The following is a 16886-nucleotide window of genomic DNA, read 5'->3' on the forward strand; positions in this document are numbered from 1 at the left end:
TATGCGCATTAATCTGGAACCGATAGGTATTATAAAAAAAGCCGGGAAATGTTCTGAGATCCTGATCTACTCTGATTTTGAACAACTTGTGAAGAACATGATGTCAAAATTAGGTATGAACGAGAATACGGAGCATGATGTTTTAATTGTCCACAAAAGTAAGGACTCTAATGATATTCATCAGGTACAGGTTACAAAAACTAATTTAATTGACAGGGTAGGAAACATTCTAAAAGTGGGAAAAATAGACGCTGTTGATGATTCGGTTATTGATGTCAGGCTGGACATCAAGGATTCTTCGACAAAGGACATATGATCTTTTCTGATTACAGGTTGTGCTATGGGTACTGATATTGGTGATCTTCTCAGGAGAAAGCCCCTTGAATTATCCGAATTATCGTACAGGGTAATTGCAATAGACGCCTATAATACGCTTTACCAGTTTTTGAGTATTATTCGACAAAGGGATGGTACTCCCTTAAAGGATTCCAATGGTAACGTAACATCCCATCTTTCCGGGATACTTTACAGGATCACAAATCTCATAGAATCCGGGATAAAACCTGTTTTTGTCTTTGATGGGAAACCACCTGACTTGAAATCTTCCACTATTGAAAAGCGTACGGAGACTCGTGATAATGCACGCACTAAATGGGCAGAGGCTAAAGAGCAGGGCCTGGCTGAGGAGGCGTACAAATATGCTCAGGCTTCTTCAAAGGTTGATGCCGAAATAGTTTCCAGCTCAAAGAGGCTGCTTTTTGCAATGGGTATCCCGTTTGTTGACGCCCCATCGGAAGGCGAGGCACAGGCTTCTTACATGGTAAGTAAGGGAGATGCGGATTATATTGGTTCACAGGATTATGATTCCCTGCTTTTCGCAGCTCCAATGGTTGTAAGGAATCTCGCAGTATCAGGCAAACGAAAGCTTCCTAACAAGAACATATATGTGGATGTGAAGCCCGAACTCATCACTCTTCAGGAAACACTTGATGAACTTGAAATAAGTCATGACCAGCTCATTGATATCGCTATTTGCGTGGGGACTGATTATGATGAAGGTCTTGAGGGTATAGGTCCTAAAAAAGCCTTGAAGCTCATAAAGGAGCATGGAAGCATAGAGCAACTCCTGAAGGCTGAAGGCCGGGAAATTGCCAAACTGGATAGCATCAAGTCATTTTTTAAAGATCCGCCGGTTACCGATGATTATGAGCTTAAGTGGGAAAAGCCTGATAAAGAGGCTATCCTGGCTTTTCTGTGTGATGAGCACGATTTCTCCCGCGACAGGGTATCAAAGGCGATAGAACGCCTGAAAGCATCTTCGGGAAGTGGCCAGAAGACGCTTGACCAGTGGTTCTGATAAAGTCCTTATTCCCTTTGCAAAAGTGAAGTGCCTGTCATCTCTTCAGGTTGCTCAATTCCCAATATTTCAAGCATTGTGGGTGCAATGTCGGAGAGTCTTCCTTTCTTCAGGCCGATCCCATCTCCTGCGTTTACAAGGATCGCTTTTACCGTATTGGATGTATGTGCAGTATGTGCTATGCCTGTACTGTAATCCACGATCTTCTCGGCATTGCCGTGGTCCGCTGTTATGATGGCTGCTCCATTCTCCCCTATGATGGTCTCAATGGTCCTACCCACACATTCGTCAACAGTTCCAACAGCTTTTATGGTCGCTTCAAATATTCCTGTATGACCTACCATATCCATATTGGCAAAGTTCAATATGATCACATCATATTTTCCTGACCTTATCTTTTCGACAAGCTCATCGGTGACTTCGTATGCGCTCATTTCCGGTTTAAGGTCATAGGTAGCAACTTTTGGCGAGGGTACAAGACACCTCTCTTCTCCTTCATTCCGGTGCTCGACACCACCATTGAAAAAGAAGGTAACATGCGCATATTTCTCGGTCTCAGCTATGCGAAGTTGTTTGAGCTTGTTTTTGCTCAATACCTCTCCAAGTGTGTTCTCTATTGATTCAGCTGGAAATGCAATGGGTGCATGCAGTGTTTCATCATATTCTGTCATGCAAACGTAGTACACATCAGGACGAACCTTTCTTTCAAAGCCATCAAAATCATCACTTACAAAAGCATAGGTAAGCTGGCGTGCCCTGTCAGGTCTGAAATTGAAAAAGATCACAGAATCTCCGTCTTTCACATTTCCCACAGCTTTGCCATTCTCATCCAGTATCACCGTGGGTCTGACGAATTCGTCATTCTCACCCTTTGCATAACTCTGGCTTACGGCAGATACGGCATTTTCTGCAAAAATGCCTGTGCCGGATGTAAGTGCATCATATGCAAGTTCTGTTCTTTCCCAGCGCCTGTCCCTGTCCATGGCATAATATCTTCCTGAGACCGATGCTGTCTTTGCAATACCTGTACTGCGACAGTATTCTTCGTGTTCTTCCATATCTTTAAGCGCAGCCTGGGGTGGCACATCCCTGCCGTCAAGGAAAGTGTGGATGAATACGTTTTCAATTCCCTTCTTCTTTGCAAGCTCGATGATGGCTCTCATATGGTCCATATGGCTGTGCACGCCTCCATAGGAAAAGAGTCCCATAAGGTGAAGATCGGATTTATTCTTCTTTACATTCTCAATGGCTTCCAATATCGCCTTGTTTTCTGAGAATGAACCGTCCCTTATCACCTTGTTGATCCTGGTGAGGTCCTGATACACTACTCTGCCTGCTCCGATATTGAGGTGTCCAACTTCGGAGTTCCCCATCTGTCCTTCAGGAAGGCCCACAGCTTCGCCAGAAGCTTCCAAAAGGCAACATGGGTATTCTGCTGCAAGTGTGTCGAGCACAGGAGTGTGGGCAGCCAGTACTGCATTTCCTTCTGTTTCCTGGGTATGGCCCCACCCGTCAAGTATCATGAGTAGTAAAGGTCGTTTGACTTGAGACATGGAAGCAAAATTGTCCTGATGATTCATAAATGCGTTGTTTTTCTGACCTGGGCACAGCATTCAGATAGGATCAGGGGCTAAGCTCGCCTTTTCCATGCGGTTGAGGATCTTGAATTCCTTCAATACCATTATGAGGGTCACCAGGAATGAAAGGCTGTCTGAAAGCGGGAACGCTATCCATACACCCCATAGGTCAAAAAAATGTGGGAGTATAAGTACAAAAGGTATCAGGAACAGAAGCTGTCTGCTCATCGAAAGAATGAACGAAGGTCTGGCTTTTCCAATAGCCTGGTAAAGTGATGCTCCGACTATCTGGAATCCAACAAGAGGTACTGCCATTACCATTATGCGGGTGGCATCGCGACCTGAACTGATGAGTTGCTGGTCAGTGCTGAAAATACTGAAAAGCTGCTCCGGAAATATGAACAGCAGAAGAAAACCAAGGGTGGACATTGCGGTGGTTATGATTATCGAGAGTTTGATGGACTGTTTCACCCTGTCATAGTTTCTGGCGCCGTAATTGTAACCTACAATTGGCTGGAGTCCCTGGATGATGCCAAACATGGGCATGAATGCAAACATGAACAGCCTGTTCACGATTCCGAATATAGCAATTGAAAGGTCTCCTCCGTATATTGCAAGTACGTTGTTCAGTACTATTATCATCAGGCTGCTGGATGCATTTCGCGAGAACGGTCCAAGTCCGATAGCCAGTGTTTCAGTGACTATATCTTTCTTCAGTTTGAGATGTTTTGCATGGACCTGCAACATACTCTTCCCGCTGATGAAATAATACATAAGATAGAGGGTTCCAACCGCCTGTGCCAGTACCGTGGCAATAGCTGCGCCTTTTACTCCCATATCAAAACCAAAGATGAATATGGGGTCCAGTATGATATTCAACCCTGCCGAAACTATCATTGCATACATGGCTACCTTTGCGTTCCCTTCGGACCTTACAATATTGTTCATTGCCATGGCGAAGATGAAAAAGAAGGAGCCGTAGATGATTATACTCAGATAGTCCGTGGCATAGGGCATGATGGTTTCAGTGGTACCAAAGCTCTTCAGGATCGGTACTATGAAAATACTTCCTAATAAGGTGATGATAGTGCTCGATATCAATATCAGTGACAGGACATTGCCCATGGTGGTCTCTGCTTTATTCAGATTATTTTCACCAAGGCTGCGGGATATTATGGACGATGCACCGATGCCAATTGCAAGAGCTATTGCCATTACGATCATCATTATTGGGAATGATACCGCAATTCCTGCAATTCCCTGTATGCTGTTCTCTCCCAGTGCATGTCCCACAAAAATAGTGTCCACAAGATTGTAAAGAGCCTGAACTAGCATTCCGATGGTGGCGGGCGCTGATAATTTGAAAAGTAGTTTTCCGATACTTTCATCGGCCAGTAGTCGACTCCGCTCATGCAATTATCGTGTCCTCTCTCATGGTGGAAAAACAAGATATCTAGTAAACTAAATGAATCTATTTAGCCTTTTCTTAAGCAGAGCTAAGTGTACTCTAGATTAATATCTGCTAAGTTTCACTGGCAGACGACGGCTCTATGAGTTCTTCATATGTGCGAGCATCAGGTTGAAGAGCAGCAAAAGATTACTCTCAAGGAGCAATATGTTGCTGCCGCTCCTATCCTTTTTGTTTGCAAGAAGTATGGTAAATTCCAGATCCCTTTCTGCTTGAAGTCTGATCCTCTCAAACGGGTCCGTTGCTTCTTCTCTCTTGGCGTTAATGGTCCTGAACAGTCCTATGGGGTCAAGATACCTGTTAACCCACAATGACAATTCTTTCTGGTAGCTTGAAGAAAGTGCCATATTCCCAATGCTACTCAACGCATTCTCCCTGTTTTCCTGATAGTATGCAATCCATTCTGGCATATTTCCACCCCTGAAAGTTTACCCGAAATAGAACTATAATATCTGAACACTAATCCCAGTATTTACTTTGTCTCTTTTGCAATATTAAAATTTGTGTCATCTTCATTTATATTTTTCATATTATCGCAAAGTGATAAATTCGCTATTTATTTATGCAAGGTTCAATCAATTATAAATGAGGATGAAAAATCATATCTTATGGCCTTTATCGGCTTGCGGGAGAACATATCTCAAAGGGGTGTTTATGTGACGGATAAAATCGAAAGAACAGAGGATGAGTGGAAAGAGACTCTTACAAAGGATCAGTTCATCGTTCTAAGGCAAAAAGGAACAGAGGCTCCTTTTACTGGAAAGTATTACGAGAATAAAGAAGATGGTACTTATTTGTGCGCGGCATGTGGCCAGGAATTGTTCGGTTCGGATTCGAAATTTGATTCGGGGTCCGGCTGGCCGAGCTTCACAAAGGCAATCCAGGAGGGACGTGTTGTCCGTAAGGATGACAGTAGTCATGGTATGAAGAGGACAGAGATCCTTTGCAGCAGATGTGGCAGCCACCTTGGTCATGTCTTTGATGATGGCCCTGCGCCTACAGGTGAAAGGTTCTGTATGAATTCCATTTCCTTGGATTTCAAGAAAGAGAAATAAAAAAGGATTCAGATCTACTGAAAATAGTTGATAAAAGTGAGGCTTGAAGAAGCCTCAAAATCATTTACATGACATTTACTGTCAAAACCATTTCTGGCTTGTCCTTCACACTGAATGTATATGTGCCGCTTTTTTGGAATGTATGATTAAACATGGTTCCGAATTTCATTTCCTGTTCCTCAAAAAGCTCGTCATCACTGATGAGGTTGTAGAAACCTGTTTCCTTGTAGTTTCTCCATACAATGACATCCCCTTCATTGATCTCAAGCTCTGAAGGTTTCATTACTCCATACCATTCCATCCTTATGCCATATTCCTCTCCTGTTATGGCAGGTGCAGTGTCTGTTTCTTCTTCGATACTTTCTACCGTGTCAGCAGTTTTCTCTGCACACCCGCAAACCATTATCCCTGCAATTATTAAAATTAAGAATATCCATCTTTTATCCATAGTACCACCTTTATACGATTGTAAATTTTCTATGTATGCTTTAATTATTATTCTCTAATTAATAAATGCTTACATTTTTCCAAAAGAGTATCCTTTGATGCAAAACCCTTTAAAAACAGTTGACGAATAGAACACCATGGATATTTTATTGGTCTTTGTAGCTTATCTTCTGGCAGTGAATGTCATTGCCTTTTCAGTCATGGGTATTGATAAGAAAAAAGCTATTAATAAAAAATACAGGATCCCTGAAAAGACACTTTTTGCATGGGCCATTGCCGGTGGAAGTGTGGGTTCCATTGCAGGGATGCAATTTTTCCGCCACAAGACCCGACACATGTCATTTCGGGTTGGTATGCCCCTATATTTGTGGTACAGGCATACCTTTTAGGGGACTATGTACTTTCCCTGATAGTATAGTTTTAGGATAGGGGGCCGGGATCAGAATCCCAGCTTTTCCATTTCCTCAAGTATTACAGGTGTAAAATCGGTAAAGTTCTGGATGCCGCCTGTCCATGCTGCTATCATCATAGCATCTTTGATCTCCTCGGCTGTTGCATCAAATTTCTTCAGTTTCTGAAGTATCTTTACTGCACTCTTTGTCTTCTGGTTGGAGCAAGCTATGGCAAACACAAGCAGATGCTTTTGCTTCTTTGAGATCCCGTTCTCTCTATCTGCCCAAACCGCACTGTAGAATCCTGCTAATCCTGCTGCAAAGTCGTCATCTATCTTTTTTGCGTAACGAATGGACTTTGGCTGTAATCCCTTCACATCTTTAGCGTCCTGTATTTCTTCTGTCATAGTAATCAGATATATTCTAACAGGAAGGGATTTAACATTTTCTTCACACTGCTTCTGGTGCAGAGTTATATAGGACAATTCAAAGCCATGGCTTGGGTGTCAGGGAAAAACAATATTGTAAAAGAGCTAAGGTTAAGGTATTTGATTGGTTGGTATGAGGTGTGTGATTAATAAGTTGGTTGGTTAGTTGGTTTGGTATATTTGAGAATGAAGCACACACCTCTAACACTGTTCACGCCGTGAAACTATAAAAATATAGTAGTTTTGATTCGGCGGTGAAAACGGCATTGATGTTCTATTTATCGCGTATTAATGGAAAAAGAAAGTCCTATCATGCGTAAGCAGGACCTTCTATCTCTTTTGATTGCTTTGTTCTCAGTTTCCCGCTAAGTGCTTCGTAATATTTCATTGTATCAGGCGTCACAGATGGTCCTGTTTCCTGCAGGGATTTCAGAAAATGCTTCATGTAAACCTTTTCAGCTTTGATGTTCTCATGGAGAGTCAATCTACCAGCCTTTTTACAGACCGCTGCAATGTCGGCACCTGTGAACCTGTCAGTATTGTTTACAAGTTCGCTCAGATCCACATCTTCTGCAAGTACCATCTTCTTGGTGTGTACTTCGAATATCTTTAACCTTGTCTGTGCATCAGGAATCGGGACGAGTATCAGTTCATCGAAACGTCCGGGTCTCATCAGGGCTGGATCAATGATGTCAGGACGGTTGGTGGCACCTATCACCACGATACCTCTTAGTTCTTCAAGTCCGTCCATTTCCGAAAGCAATTGGTTGACTATACGTTCAGTTACCTGTGGTTCGCCAACAGCCGACCCCCTCAGGGGTGCAAGTGCATCCAGTTCATCAAGGAAGATGATCGCAGGTGCAACCTGCCGGGCTCTTGTGAAGACCTCAGCTATCCGTTTCTCAGATTCTCCATACCATTTTGAAAGCAGGTCGCTACCCTTGGCAGAAATGAAATTCACGTTTGATTCATGTGCAATGGCTTTTGCCAATAAGGTCTTACCAGTGCCAGGGGGTCCATAGATCAATACCCCCTTTGGGGGTTCTGCTCCTATTCTGCGGAATGATTCCGGATATGTTAGGGGCCACTCAACTGCTTCTTTCAACAGGCATTTGACCTGCTCGAGTCCTCCCACATCCACCCATGAAACGTTTGGGATCTCGATCATTATCTCTCGCATGGCAGATGGTTGTACTACTTTGAGTGCTTCCTCAAAGTCCTTTCTGGTAACCTGCAGCTTATCGATGATCTCCTTGGGTATCTGGGGGGCTTTCAGATCGATCTCAGGAAGTATCTTTCTCAGTGAGCTCATTGCAGCTTCCCGGCAAAGTGCCGCAATATCTGCACCCACAAAACCATACGTTATGTTTGCCAGCTCCCCAAGTTTGAAGTTCTCTTCCAGCGGCATACCGCGGGTGTGTATCTGAAGAATCTCCAGCCTTCCTTCTGTGTCCGGTACTCTCAACTCTATTTCCCTATCAAACCTTCCTGGGCGCCTTAGAGCCAGATCCAGGGCATCAGGACGATTTGTGGCACCTATGACAATGACATTCTTCCTTTCCTTGAGACCGTCCATCAGTGAAAGCAGCTGGGATACTACCCTTCGCTCTACCTCTCCAGTGACCTCTGCCCTTTTTGGGGCGATCGAGTCGATCTCATCAAGGAAGATTATTGCGGGTGAGTTCTTCTCAGCGTCATCGAATATCTGACGCAGGTGCTGTTCGGATTCTCCATAGAACTTTGACATGATCTCAGGGCCGTTCACAGACGTGAAGTAGGCATCTGATTCATTAGCAACAGCCCTTGCCAGCATTGTCTTTCCAGTTCCCGGGGGTCCATGAAGAAGCACACCTTTGGGGGCATCGATACCAAGCCTGTCGAACAGCTCAGGGTGCTTAAGTGGCAGTTCTATCATTTCCCTTATCTTGGTAATGGCAGGCTTGATACCTCCCAGATCCTCATACATCACTGTTGGGATGGCCTGCTCAGGTGGTATCTCTACAGCTTCGGGGAGGAGCTCTATCTCGGTGAGATCAGTTATCTTGACTATGCCGGAAGGGGAGGTTGAGACCACCTGGAGCTTGATCTCCCCCAGTCCAAAAGATGGGCTGAAGATATCTGAGAATATGTCCTCTAACATAAGCCCAGTGCCATAATTCTTTGGTTGTTGCATGCTTGTTGTGGATATGAAGTCCTCCTTGGAAACAGTCCTGTTCTGTAATACAGAGCGGAGGACCTCACCAGGGGCTGTTATCCTCACGCCTTTGTTCATGGGTGATAAGGTCACGTGTTTTGCTTCTTTCCATTCAGCCTTGATCACTTCAACATAGTCTCCAATACTTGTTTTAGCATTTGTCCTTATGAGTCCGTCCATGCGTATGATGTCAAGGCCTGCATCAGAGGGATAAGCAGGTGCTACCAGTGCAGAAGTAGTTCTGTTTCCTGTGATCTGAATCACATCCGCCTCTTTAAGCCCAAGTTTTTCCCAGAACGTTTTATCGATTCTGACTATGCCTCTTCCCACATCTTTCTGCTCTGCCTCCGCAACCTTGAGCTTGATATATTCACCAGTTTCCTCATCTGCCATAAACTAACCCTCTCCCTATTCAGATTATTAGTATCGTATCACTTAACAGAATTTCCAATAGAACAAGTGATTTACATGATCGCTCATTGGACTGAAATTTAAAATCTCCCATATAATGGTTTGAGTTTCACCATATTAAATATTTGGGAAAACACTGTCCTCCTCTCAAGGGTCGAGAAAATCGAAAAAGAGCTAGGTATCACTCAGGAATCAATATCATATGAATCAAAAAATAAAGATAGTCCCGGCCGGATTCGAACCAGCGTCTTCGGCTCCAAAGGCCGGAAGGATTGACCACTACCCTACGGGACTATAATGATTAGCAGAATAAATGCATAATCATACTTATTTCTTATGCAAAAATGAGTATTTCATTTTGCAATGATCAGAGTCAGGATGTCTCCGTCTTTGAGGACATGTTCCAGACCTGCACGCTGGCCGGGGTGCTTGGCGGAGTCGCCCCATATCTGTGAGTACCTGAACTTCCTTCTGAAATCACGGTGCAGATGGTCGCATATATCTCCTACGGTGGTGCCGGTCCTGACGATCATGGGTTCCTCAAGGTCTGCAGCCTCGCCCTGAGGTTTCATGAAGATACGAATGAAATTAAGTGAATCGTAAATTACATCCTTCACAGCTTCCAGATTTTGTTCTTTGTCTGCGGAGATGTATGTGGAGTTGGGGAATTCTTGCTTGCATTTTTTCAGCACGTACTCGTCTGCCATGTCTACCTTGTTTATTATTTCCACAGCAGGTATGTATACGCGGTTTCCCATCACCGCATCGATGAGCTGGTCCACATTGATCTCCTCTCTCAGGAGTATGTGTGCGTTGTGGATCTTGTATTCATTGAGAATTGCCTTGATGAGGTCATCAGACATCTCCTGTACCACCGTACTGCTGATGATAACTCCTCCTCTGTCCTGTCTTTTGATAGTGACGTCGGGAGGGGACTGGTTGAGGCGGATTCCAGCATCGTAGAGTTCCTGTGTCAGTACCTGGTGGTGATAGTTCTGGAAAACATCCAGTATGAAAAGTACAAGGTCGCAGTTCCTCACCACGGCAATGACTTCTTTCCCACGCCCTCTGCCACTGGCTGCACCTTTCACAAGTCCGGGCACATCGAGTATCTGGATGGTTGCGTTATTGTATTCCAGCACACCAGGAATCACATCCAGGGTCGTAAATTCATATGCGCCGACCTCAGAATTTGCTCCAGTTATCTTGTTGAGAAGTGTGGATTTACCGACAGAAGGGAAACCTACCAGCGATACGGTGGCGTCGCCGGACTTCCTGACCGAGTATCCATCTCCGCCAGATTTGCTTGTGGCTTTTTTAATAGCTTCCTCACGCAGTCTTGCAAGTTTTGCTTTCAGCTTACCTATGTGGTGAGATGTCGCCTTATTGTAAGGCGTTTTCTTTATCTCGTCCTCGACTGCCTGTATATCCTCGTGTATGCTCATTTGCACCTACCATAACGTCAATATAAAAAAAGATTTTCCATTTACACTTATTTAAGTGGCTTTAAAAGGGTGATATAATTTCACCTGTTCTCTCATAGGTCCTGATACCACTGGGAAGCCTGTCTGCAAACTCATCAGATCTCAGAGCCTTAAGAAATACCTGTATCTCATCAATCTCCATTAATTCCTTCCTTATCATAAAGTCAAACTCATCCTCAGTAACTGGCAGAAAACCAAGTCCTGCTTCCTCGGCTGCAACGCGGAGTCCAAAACCAAGGTCTGCCTTTTTGCTTTTCACTGAATCACATACTGAGCGGTGTGTCTTTGAGCCTGACTTATATCCCTCTATGCTCTTCACCAGTTCCTTTCTGGAAATTCCCTGCTTCTGTGCAAGTGACTCAAGTTCCCTGTCCAGCAGGGCTCTTGTTCCTGAACCTCTGTTCCTGTTTATCATGCGCAGGTCTGTGATATCATCCATACTGGACACATTGGTATCTGAACGGAATATCAGTCCAACATCTCGCTTGTAGCCTTTGATCAGCACAATATCCTGCAGGTTCATTTTTTTGATTATGGGCAGGTTGTACTCTCCCTCTGCATCAGGCATGTTCACGGCCGCAATGTCTGTGGTCCCTGCGGAAATTGCAGTAAAACCAGAACTGGAACCCATGTTTAATGTCCTGAACACAAGTCCTGTGATGTCCTCCAGCAAGTCCATTCCCGGGCACTGTCCGCCGACAAACATGAGGTCGGGGCTTCTGACATTACCAAACATGGTGACCTCTACCGGCGCACCAGCTTCTATGTATTCAGTCTCTGCACCTATCTCCATGATACCATCGGCATCTGAAAGGGTTGTGATAGCCCCTGATGTCTTGTCTGCTGGGTATGCCTTCCCGCGTACCACTCCTACAGGGAAGAGTTCTTCACGTCCGCCTGAGCGTATCCCTGTTCCCATTAATGCTGTGACCTTTGTCTTAAAGGATGGTGCAATACCCAGGGAGTTGTATATTATGGGTGCAACGAATTCGTTGAATATGCTAAGGGCTGATGTGGGATTTCCTGGCAAACCTATGGTGGGAACACCGTCTATCATTCCTATTACAACGGGTTTTCCGGGCTTGATGGCAATTCCGTGGGTGAGAGTTTCTCCCTTAGCTTCGATTATCTTGTACATGATATCCCCGACACCAGCGGACGTACTGCCGGATGTAAGGACTATGTGGCACTCTTCAATTGCCCGGTTCAGGGCATCTTCCATTAGTTTCTCATTATCCGGGATTATGCCGTATATCTTTGGAACGCCGCCACATTCCTCGATGGCTGCTGCGATGGCATAGGAGTTGGCATCGAATATCTTGCCAATGTTAAGCTCTTTTCCGGGTTCTATCAGTTCGTCACCTGTTGAGAGGATGCCTACCAGTAGTTCCTTGACAGGTACTTCCTGCATACCTATGGATGCAAGCACGCCTATCTCCCTTGAGCCTATGCGTGTGTTCTTCCTGAGCACGCGCTCCCCTTTCATGATGTCGGAACCGGCTTTCATGATGTTCTCACCGATGTAGACCGGCTGGTACATCAACACAGTATCTCCTTCCTGACTGGTCTGCTCCACCATGATCACCGCGTCAGATCCATCGGGGATAGGTGCACCTGTGGATATCTCTATTGCTTCTTCATCATTAACAAAAAACCGGTCCGCACATCCGGCGGGTATGGATCCTATCTTTGTGGTCCTTACCGGCTCGGGTTCACTTGCCTGATAGCTGTCCTTTGCACGTATGGCATATCCGTCTTTAATGGAGCGGTTAAAAGCAGGCACATCAACCCCGGAAAAAAGATCATCTGCCGTGATATGTCCTGTGGACCGTTCGATAGGTAAAACTATGGTACTAGGTTGGATAATTATGTTCCTTACCAATTTTCTGGCATCTTCTACAGAAGTGAGCTCTCTGAATTCCTTGCGTTCCATTATGGTCGCTTAGTTATCGTCAAGATATACTATAAGCGTTTTGTTGAGTTTGAAAACCCTTGAAGCGACATACCACAATCCCATGAGATATATTGCCCATGTAGCCAGAGAAAGTATCTTTAAATTCGGAGTGGAGTCCAGAGCTTCAAAGACGATAACAAGAGTCACGGGCATAAGAAGCAATATTGCCATTATCGAATCGTTCAGGTATTTCACATTCTGCATTAATACTTTGATTTTTTCGCTATCCATTCTTTTACCTCAGCAAGGCAGATACTATCTATTATATCAGCGATAGTATATAATTAAATTTATGGATATGCGGAAATTGGAACAATGAGGGATCTCTCCCTCTAAAAAAAGAAAAATTAAGGATAGATAGGTGTGCCTGTGTTCTGAGTGATGTACTCAAAGGCTTCTACCATCTTCTTTGTAATAGGACCTGGCTTTCCATCGCCTATGTCACGTCCGTCCACCTTGACAAGAGGTGCAGCTTCAGCTGCTGTTCCTGTAACAAATATCTCATCTGCGGTATAGAGGTCGAACATTCCAAGGTTCTCGACAGATATCTCAATGTCCATCTCCTCAAGTAACTCAATGGCAGTTGCCCTTGTGATACCCTTGAGGTTGTTGATGGTTGGCGGTGTGTAGACCTTTCCATTCTTGATGATGAATATGTTATCTCCTGAACCTTCTGCAAGATAGCCATTCTGGTCAAAGAATATGGCTTCATCGCCACCCTTTTCGTTAGCCTCTATCTTTGCGAGGATGTTGTTCAGATAGTTGAGTGACTTGATGTTTGGTGAAAGTGCATCAGCTGCATTTCTTCTGACGGATACCGTTACACCTGTAAGTCCTACCTCATAGAGATCGCCATACATTGCACCCCATTCCTGGGAGATGATAAAGATATTTGGTGTTGGGCATTTTCTTGGGTCCAGTCCAAGATCCCCGACGCCTCTTGATACAATCGGTCTGATGTATGCGTCCCGAAGGTTGTTTTTCCTGAGGGTCTCAAGGATGGCTTCTTCCATCTCATCCCTTGTCAAAGGGATGTTCAGTGCAATTGCCTTTGCAGAGTCATAGAGTCTGTCAACGTGCTCACGTAATTTGAAAACACGTCCGTTGTATGCTCTGACTCCCTCAAATACTCCGTCTCCATAAAGGAATCCATGATCATAGACTGAGGTGGTAGCCTCTGATTTAGGAACAAATTTGCCATTGTAGTAGATCAACAGTTCACTCATCTGTAAAGCCTCATTAATCGGATAATTTCAGTAAAATAATAAGTTGTAGGTTTGATGCTGAACTATTATTTATTTGTATTTGTTATCCCGAATAATGTGGCATGGATTTTACCGGTTCGTACGAAAGGTTTTTATGTGGAAACACCTATTTCGTACTCCAGTCAATTCATAGCGGTCCCGTGGCTTAGCCAGGATATAGCATCGGGCTTCTAACCCGAGGGTCGTGGGTTCGAATCCCTCCGGGATCGCTACATTTTTTTCACGATTGGTCGTTAAGGCTCTTATCTTTGCTCTTATCTTTATATTTTAATCATTCAGTCCTAACATATTCCTTTTAGTATTCTTCTTTTTTTCTTCCTTCTCTTCCTTTTCTCTTTTTACGTGTTCGGTTACTTCCTTTTGCCTATATCTTGCGTTTTCCTCATCCTTCATTGTCCTCTCTCCATCTCTTTTTCAGTTTCCGTGACCTTCAGACTTATCTTCATCACCGAATCAGGGTTGAGCGATATAGAATCTATGCCTTCCCTCACAAGGAACTCGGCAAATTCCGGGAAGTCGCTGGGCGCCTGGCCGCAAAGTCCGCTGTGCTTGCCGTTTCTCTTCGCTCCCTGAATTGCCATGGAAACTATCCTCTTGACCGCCTCATCCCTCTCATCGAAGGACTCTGCAAGGATCTCCGAGTCCCTGTCCACACCAAGGGTCAGCTGGGTCAGGTCATTGGAGCCTATGGAAAAACCGTCGAAGTGCTTGCTGAACTCATCTATGAGCAACACATTGCTTGGTATCTCGCACATCACGTAGACCTGCAGCTCATCCTTTCCCCGCTCAAGGCCGTTCTTCTTCATCTCCGCAAGTACCTTTTCAGCTTCCTCTATGCGCCTGCAGAAAGGTATCATAAGGATGAGATTCTTAAGTCCCATCCCTTCCCTTACATTTTTCATGGCCTTGCACTCGAGTGCGAATCCTTCCCTGTATCTCTCGTCGTAGTAACGTGAGGCGCCCCTGAAGCCCAGCATGGGGTTGTTCTCAGCGAACTCGAAATTTTCTCCCCCAATGAGGCTTGCATATTCGTTGGACTTGAAATCGCTCATGCGCACAACCACAGGTTTGGGATAGAATGATGCCGCAATGGTGGCTACTCCCTGGGAGAGCCTTTCAACGAAAAAATCCTCCTTATTCTCATATCCTGCCGTGACCTTCTCGATCTCATCAAGCACGGCATCGTCCTCTACCTTCTCAGGATGGATGAGTGCCATGGGGTGGACCTTGATGTAGCTTGTAATGATGAACTCAAGCCTTGCAAGCCCTATACCATCGTTGGGGGTCATAGATAATGCAAAGGCTTCCTCTGGATTGCCAAGGTTCATCATTATCTCTGTCCTGGTTTTCTCGATACCCTTGAGATCTATAGTCTCTATGTGGAATGGGAGTATGCCTTCGTAGATCCTGCCGTTGTCTCCCTCTGCGCAACTCACAGTGACTTCCATGCCGGTCTTCAGTATCTCAGTGGCATTCTCGGCACCGACAACTGCGGGGATGCCCAGCTCACGGCTTACAATGGCCGCATGGCATGTCCTGCCACCCTTGTTGGTGATGATGGCTGCTGCCTTCTTCATCACAGGCTCCCAGTCAGGGGTAGTTGTGTCCGCCACCAGTATCTCTCCGGCTTTGAAGGAAGGAAGCATGGACACATCAGCTATCACATGCACTTTACCTGCTGCTATCCTGTCTCCCACACTTCTGCCGTTGACAACAATGTCCGATCTCTCATCAAGGAAATAGGTCTCAAGGACATCTTTCCTCTTCATGGACTGCACTGTTTCCGGTCTTGCCTGCACGATGAATATCTCGTCTGTGTTGCCGTCCTTTGCCCATTCGATGTCCATGGGTACATGCTGCCCCTTTTTTTTGGAATAATGTTCCTCGATGGTGACTGCATACTTTGCCAGCAGGAGTATCTCCTCATCATCGATGCAGAAACGCTTCCTGTCAGCCATGGGCACATCCACATTACGTGTAAGTATACGGGAATCTCCCCTGCCGTATATCATCTTGATGTCCTTGCTGCCGACCATTTTCTTGATTATGGGTCTGTATCCTTCCTTCAGGGTTGGCTTGAAGACGTAGAACTCATCCGGGTTCACAAGTCCCTGCACAATGTTCTCTCCAAGACCGTATGAACCTGTTATGAATACCACATCCTCAAATCCGGTCTCTGTGTCGATGGTGAATATCACTCCGCTGGATGCAAGGTCAGAGCGCACCATCTTCATGACACCTATGGAGAGGCCCACTTTGAAGTGGTCGAATCCGTTGTTGACCCTGTATGATATGGCCCTGTCAGTAAAGAGTGAGGCAAAGCATCTGTTACATGCATCTCTCAGGGAATGGTATCCGTGTATGTTGAGGTAGGTTTCCTGCTGTCCTGCAAACGAGGCATGGGGCAGGTCCTCGGCAGTCGCTGAGCTGCGCACAGCCACGTCAGTATCAGGTCCGTACTGCTCGGATAGTGTGTCATAGGCTTCCTTGATCTCCTCCCAAAGATCATCAGGGATACCCGCATCAAGCACTATTCCCCTCGCCTTTATTCCTCTTTTGGCAAGTTCACCAACATCTGTTATGTCCAGACCTTCCAGGCTTCCTTTTAGCTCCTCGAGCACACCCGCAGTCTCCAGGACATGCCAATATGCCTCTGCAGTTACCGCAAAACCATTTGGTATCTTGATATCCTTGTCTGTAAGCTCCCTGTACATCTCTCCCAGTGAGGCGTTCTTACCTCCCACCAGAGGGATATCCTCTATGCTGATCTCTTCAAACCAGCGGATATACTTGCTGTTTCCCATCATTAACCCCGCCACAAAAATGAATTATTTTTGTTAAGTATAAATATGAT

The 16886-nt window shown here is 45.2% G+C and carries 16 protein-coding genes and 2 tRNA genes; 5 read left to right on the forward strand and 13 right to left on the reverse strand.

What is annotated here, in order from left to right:
* Position 1: 1 nt before the first annotated feature.
* The gene (locus tag V7O66_RS11575) at positions 2-316 is read left to right on the forward strand and encodes a hypothetical protein (protein WP_406660471.1); all 315 of its coding nucleotides are present in this window, start codon (positions 2-4) and stop codon (positions 314-316) included.
* 24 nt (positions 317-340) lie between these two features.
* Positions 341-1357: a flap endonuclease-1 gene (gene fen / locus V7O66_RS11580; protein WP_406660472.1), complete on the forward strand. Its 1017-nt coding sequence runs from the start codon at positions 341-343 to the stop codon at positions 1355-1357.
* Positions 1358-1365: 8 nt separating this feature from the next.
* On the opposite strand, the gene gpmI is transcribed toward fen, so the two are convergent.
* The 3 genes from gpmI to V7O66_RS11595 form a co-directional block, all read right to left on the reverse strand.
* Positions 1366-2910 carry a 2,3-bisphosphoglycerate-independent phosphoglycerate mutase gene (gene gpmI, locus V7O66_RS11585; RefSeq protein WP_406660473.1) on the reverse strand — a complete coding sequence of 515 codons (1545 nt, stop codon included), beginning with the start codon at positions 2908-2910 and terminating at the stop codon, positions 1366-1368.
* A gap of 60 nt (positions 2911-2970) precedes the next feature.
* Positions 2971-4350: an MATE family efflux transporter gene (locus V7O66_RS11590; protein WP_406660474.1), complete on the reverse strand. Its 1380-nt coding sequence runs from the start codon at positions 4348-4350 to the stop codon at positions 2971-2973.
* A gap of 132 nt (positions 4351-4482) precedes the next feature.
* On the reverse strand, positions 4483-4812 hold the full coding sequence (locus tag V7O66_RS11595; RefSeq protein WP_406660475.1) for a hypothetical protein: 330 nt from the start codon (positions 4810-4812) through the stop codon (positions 4483-4485).
* Positions 4813-5058: 246 nt separating this feature from the next.
* Between V7O66_RS11595 and msrB the strand changes: the two genes are divergently transcribed.
* Complete coding sequence (msrB, locus tag V7O66_RS11600; RefSeq protein ID WP_406660476.1) at positions 5059-5457, forward strand: peptide-methionine (R)-S-oxide reductase MsrB; 399 nt, start codon at positions 5059-5061, stop codon at positions 5455-5457.
* A gap of 64 nt (positions 5458-5521) precedes the next feature.
* Here the strand turns inward: msrB and V7O66_RS11605 are convergent, their stop codons facing one another.
* Positions 5522-5905 (reverse strand): hypothetical protein, encoded by a 384-nt coding sequence (locus V7O66_RS11605; RefSeq protein ID WP_406660477.1) that lies wholly within the window; start codon positions 5903-5905, stop codon positions 5522-5524.
* Between the two features lie 136 nt (positions 5906-6041).
* Here V7O66_RS11605 and V7O66_RS11610 point away from each other — a divergent pair, with 136 nt between their 5' ends.
* Positions 6042-6293 (forward strand): DUF1294 domain-containing protein, encoded by a 252-nt coding sequence (locus V7O66_RS11610; protein ID WP_406660478.1) that lies wholly within the window; start codon positions 6042-6044, stop codon positions 6291-6293.
* A gap of 50 nt (positions 6294-6343) precedes the next feature.
* Here V7O66_RS11610 and V7O66_RS11615 read toward each other — a convergent pair whose 3' ends face one another.
* The 7 genes from V7O66_RS11615 to ilvE form a co-directional block, all read right to left on the reverse strand.
* On the reverse strand, positions 6344-6703 hold the full coding sequence (locus tag V7O66_RS11615) for a carboxymuconolactone decarboxylase family protein (protein ID WP_406660479.1): 360 nt from the start codon (positions 6701-6703) through the stop codon (positions 6344-6346).
* Between the two features lie 331 nt (positions 6704-7034).
* On the reverse strand, positions 7035-9311 hold the full coding sequence (locus tag V7O66_RS11620; protein WP_406660480.1) for a CDC48 family AAA ATPase: 2277 nt from the start codon (positions 9309-9311) through the stop codon (positions 7035-7037).
* A gap of 239 nt (positions 9312-9550) precedes the next feature.
* A tRNA-Gln gene (locus V7O66_RS11625) sits at positions 9551-9623 on the reverse strand.
* A 59-nt stretch (positions 9624-9682) separates the two neighbouring features.
* The gene (locus V7O66_RS11630) at positions 9683-10774 is read right to left on the reverse strand and encodes an OBG GTPase family GTP-binding protein (RefSeq protein WP_406660481.1); all 1092 of its coding nucleotides are present in this window, start codon (positions 10772-10774) and stop codon (positions 9683-9685) included.
* Between the two features lie 61 nt (positions 10775-10835).
* Positions 10836-12746, reverse strand: coding sequence for a molybdopterin biosynthesis protein (locus V7O66_RS11635; protein WP_406660482.1), 1911 nt, complete (start codon positions 12744-12746; stop codon positions 10836-10838).
* Positions 12747-12755: 9 nt separating this feature from the next.
* Complete coding sequence (locus tag V7O66_RS11640; RefSeq protein WP_406660483.1) at positions 12756-12998, reverse strand: sodium:proton antiporter; 243 nt, start codon at positions 12996-12998, stop codon at positions 12756-12758.
* A gap of 116 nt (positions 12999-13114) precedes the next feature.
* Positions 13115-13993, reverse strand: a complete 879-nt coding sequence (ilvE, locus tag V7O66_RS11645; protein WP_406660484.1) for a branched-chain-amino-acid transaminase — start codon at positions 13991-13993, stop codon at positions 13115-13117.
* 173 nt (positions 13994-14166) lie between these two features.
* Here ilvE and V7O66_RS11650 point away from each other — a divergent pair.
* Positions 14167-14241, forward strand: a tRNA-Arg gene (locus V7O66_RS11650).
* 58 nt (positions 14242-14299) lie between these two features.
* Here the strand turns inward: V7O66_RS11650 and V7O66_RS11655 are convergent.
* Together V7O66_RS11655 and ppsA are read right to left on the reverse strand one after the other, a co-directional pair.
* Positions 14300-14425 (reverse strand): hypothetical protein, encoded by a 126-nt coding sequence (locus V7O66_RS11655; RefSeq protein WP_406660485.1) that lies wholly within the window; start codon positions 14423-14425, stop codon positions 14300-14302.
* Positions 14422-16836 carry a phosphoenolpyruvate synthase gene (gene ppsA, locus V7O66_RS11660; RefSeq protein ID WP_406660486.1) on the reverse strand — a complete coding sequence of 805 codons (2415 nt, stop codon included), beginning with the start codon at positions 16834-16836 and terminating at the stop codon, positions 14422-14424. Before ppsA ends, V7O66_RS11655 begins: the two co-directional genes overlap by 4 nt.
* Positions 16837-16886 lie beyond the last annotated feature (50 nt).

This window comes from Methanolobus sp. ZRKC3 (genome assembly GCF_045291275.1).
In the GTDB taxonomy this organism is placed as follows: Archaea; Halobacteriota; Methanosarcinia; order Methanosarcinales; family Methanosarcinaceae; genus Methanolobus.

What these genes read in the sequence shown, in the direction of transcription:
- V7O66_RS11610 (WP_406660478.1), top strand. Translation starts at nt 6,042, where the DNA reads ATGGATATTTTATTGGTCTTTGTAGCTTATCTTCTGGCAGTGAATGTC.
- ppsA (WP_406660486.1), bottom strand. Translation starts at nt 16,836, where the DNA reads ATGGGAAACAGCAAGTATATCCGCTGGTTTGAAGAGATCAGCATAGAG.
- V7O66_RS11620 (WP_406660480.1), bottom strand. Translation starts at nt 9,311, where the DNA reads ATGGCAGATGAGGAAACTGGTGAATATATCAAGCTCAAGGTTGCGGAG.
- V7O66_RS11605 (WP_406660477.1), bottom strand. Translation starts at nt 5,905, where the DNA reads ATGGATAAAAGATGGATATTCTTAATTTTAATAATTGCAGGGATAATG.
- V7O66_RS11575 (WP_406660471.1), top strand. Translation starts at nt 2, where the DNA reads ATGCGCATTAATCTGGAACCGATAGGTATTATAAAAAAAGCCGGGAAA.
- V7O66_RS11640 (WP_406660483.1), bottom strand. Translation starts at nt 12,998, where the DNA reads ATGGATAGCGAAAAAATCAAAGTATTAATGCAGAATGTGAAATACCTG.
- V7O66_RS11615 (WP_406660479.1), bottom strand. Translation starts at nt 6,703, where the DNA reads ATGACAGAAGAAATACAGGACGCTAAAGATGTGAAGGGATTACAGCCA.
- V7O66_RS11635 (WP_406660482.1), bottom strand. Translation starts at nt 12,746, where the DNA reads ATGGAACGCAAGGAATTCAGAGAGCTCACTTCTGTAGAAGATGCCAGA.
- V7O66_RS11630 (WP_406660481.1), bottom strand. Translation starts at nt 10,774, where the DNA reads ATGAGCATACACGAGGATATACAGGCAGTCGAGGACGAGATAAAGAAA.
- gpmI (WP_406660473.1), bottom strand. Translation starts at nt 2,910, where the DNA reads ATGTCTCAAGTCAAACGACCTTTACTACTCATGATACTTGACGGGTGG.
- V7O66_RS11655 (WP_406660485.1), bottom strand. Translation starts at nt 14,425, where the DNA reads ATGAAGGATGAGGAAAACGCAAGATATAGGCAAAAGGAAGTAACCGAA.
- V7O66_RS11595 (WP_406660475.1), bottom strand. Translation starts at nt 4,812, where the DNA reads ATGCCAGAATGGATTGCATACTATCAGGAAAACAGGGAGAATGCGTTG.
- ilvE (WP_406660484.1), bottom strand. Translation starts at nt 13,993, where the DNA reads ATGAGTGAACTGTTGATCTACTACAATGGCAAATTTGTTCCTAAATCA.
- fen (WP_406660472.1), top strand. Translation starts at nt 341, where the DNA reads ATGGGTACTGATATTGGTGATCTTCTCAGGAGAAAGCCCCTTGAATTA.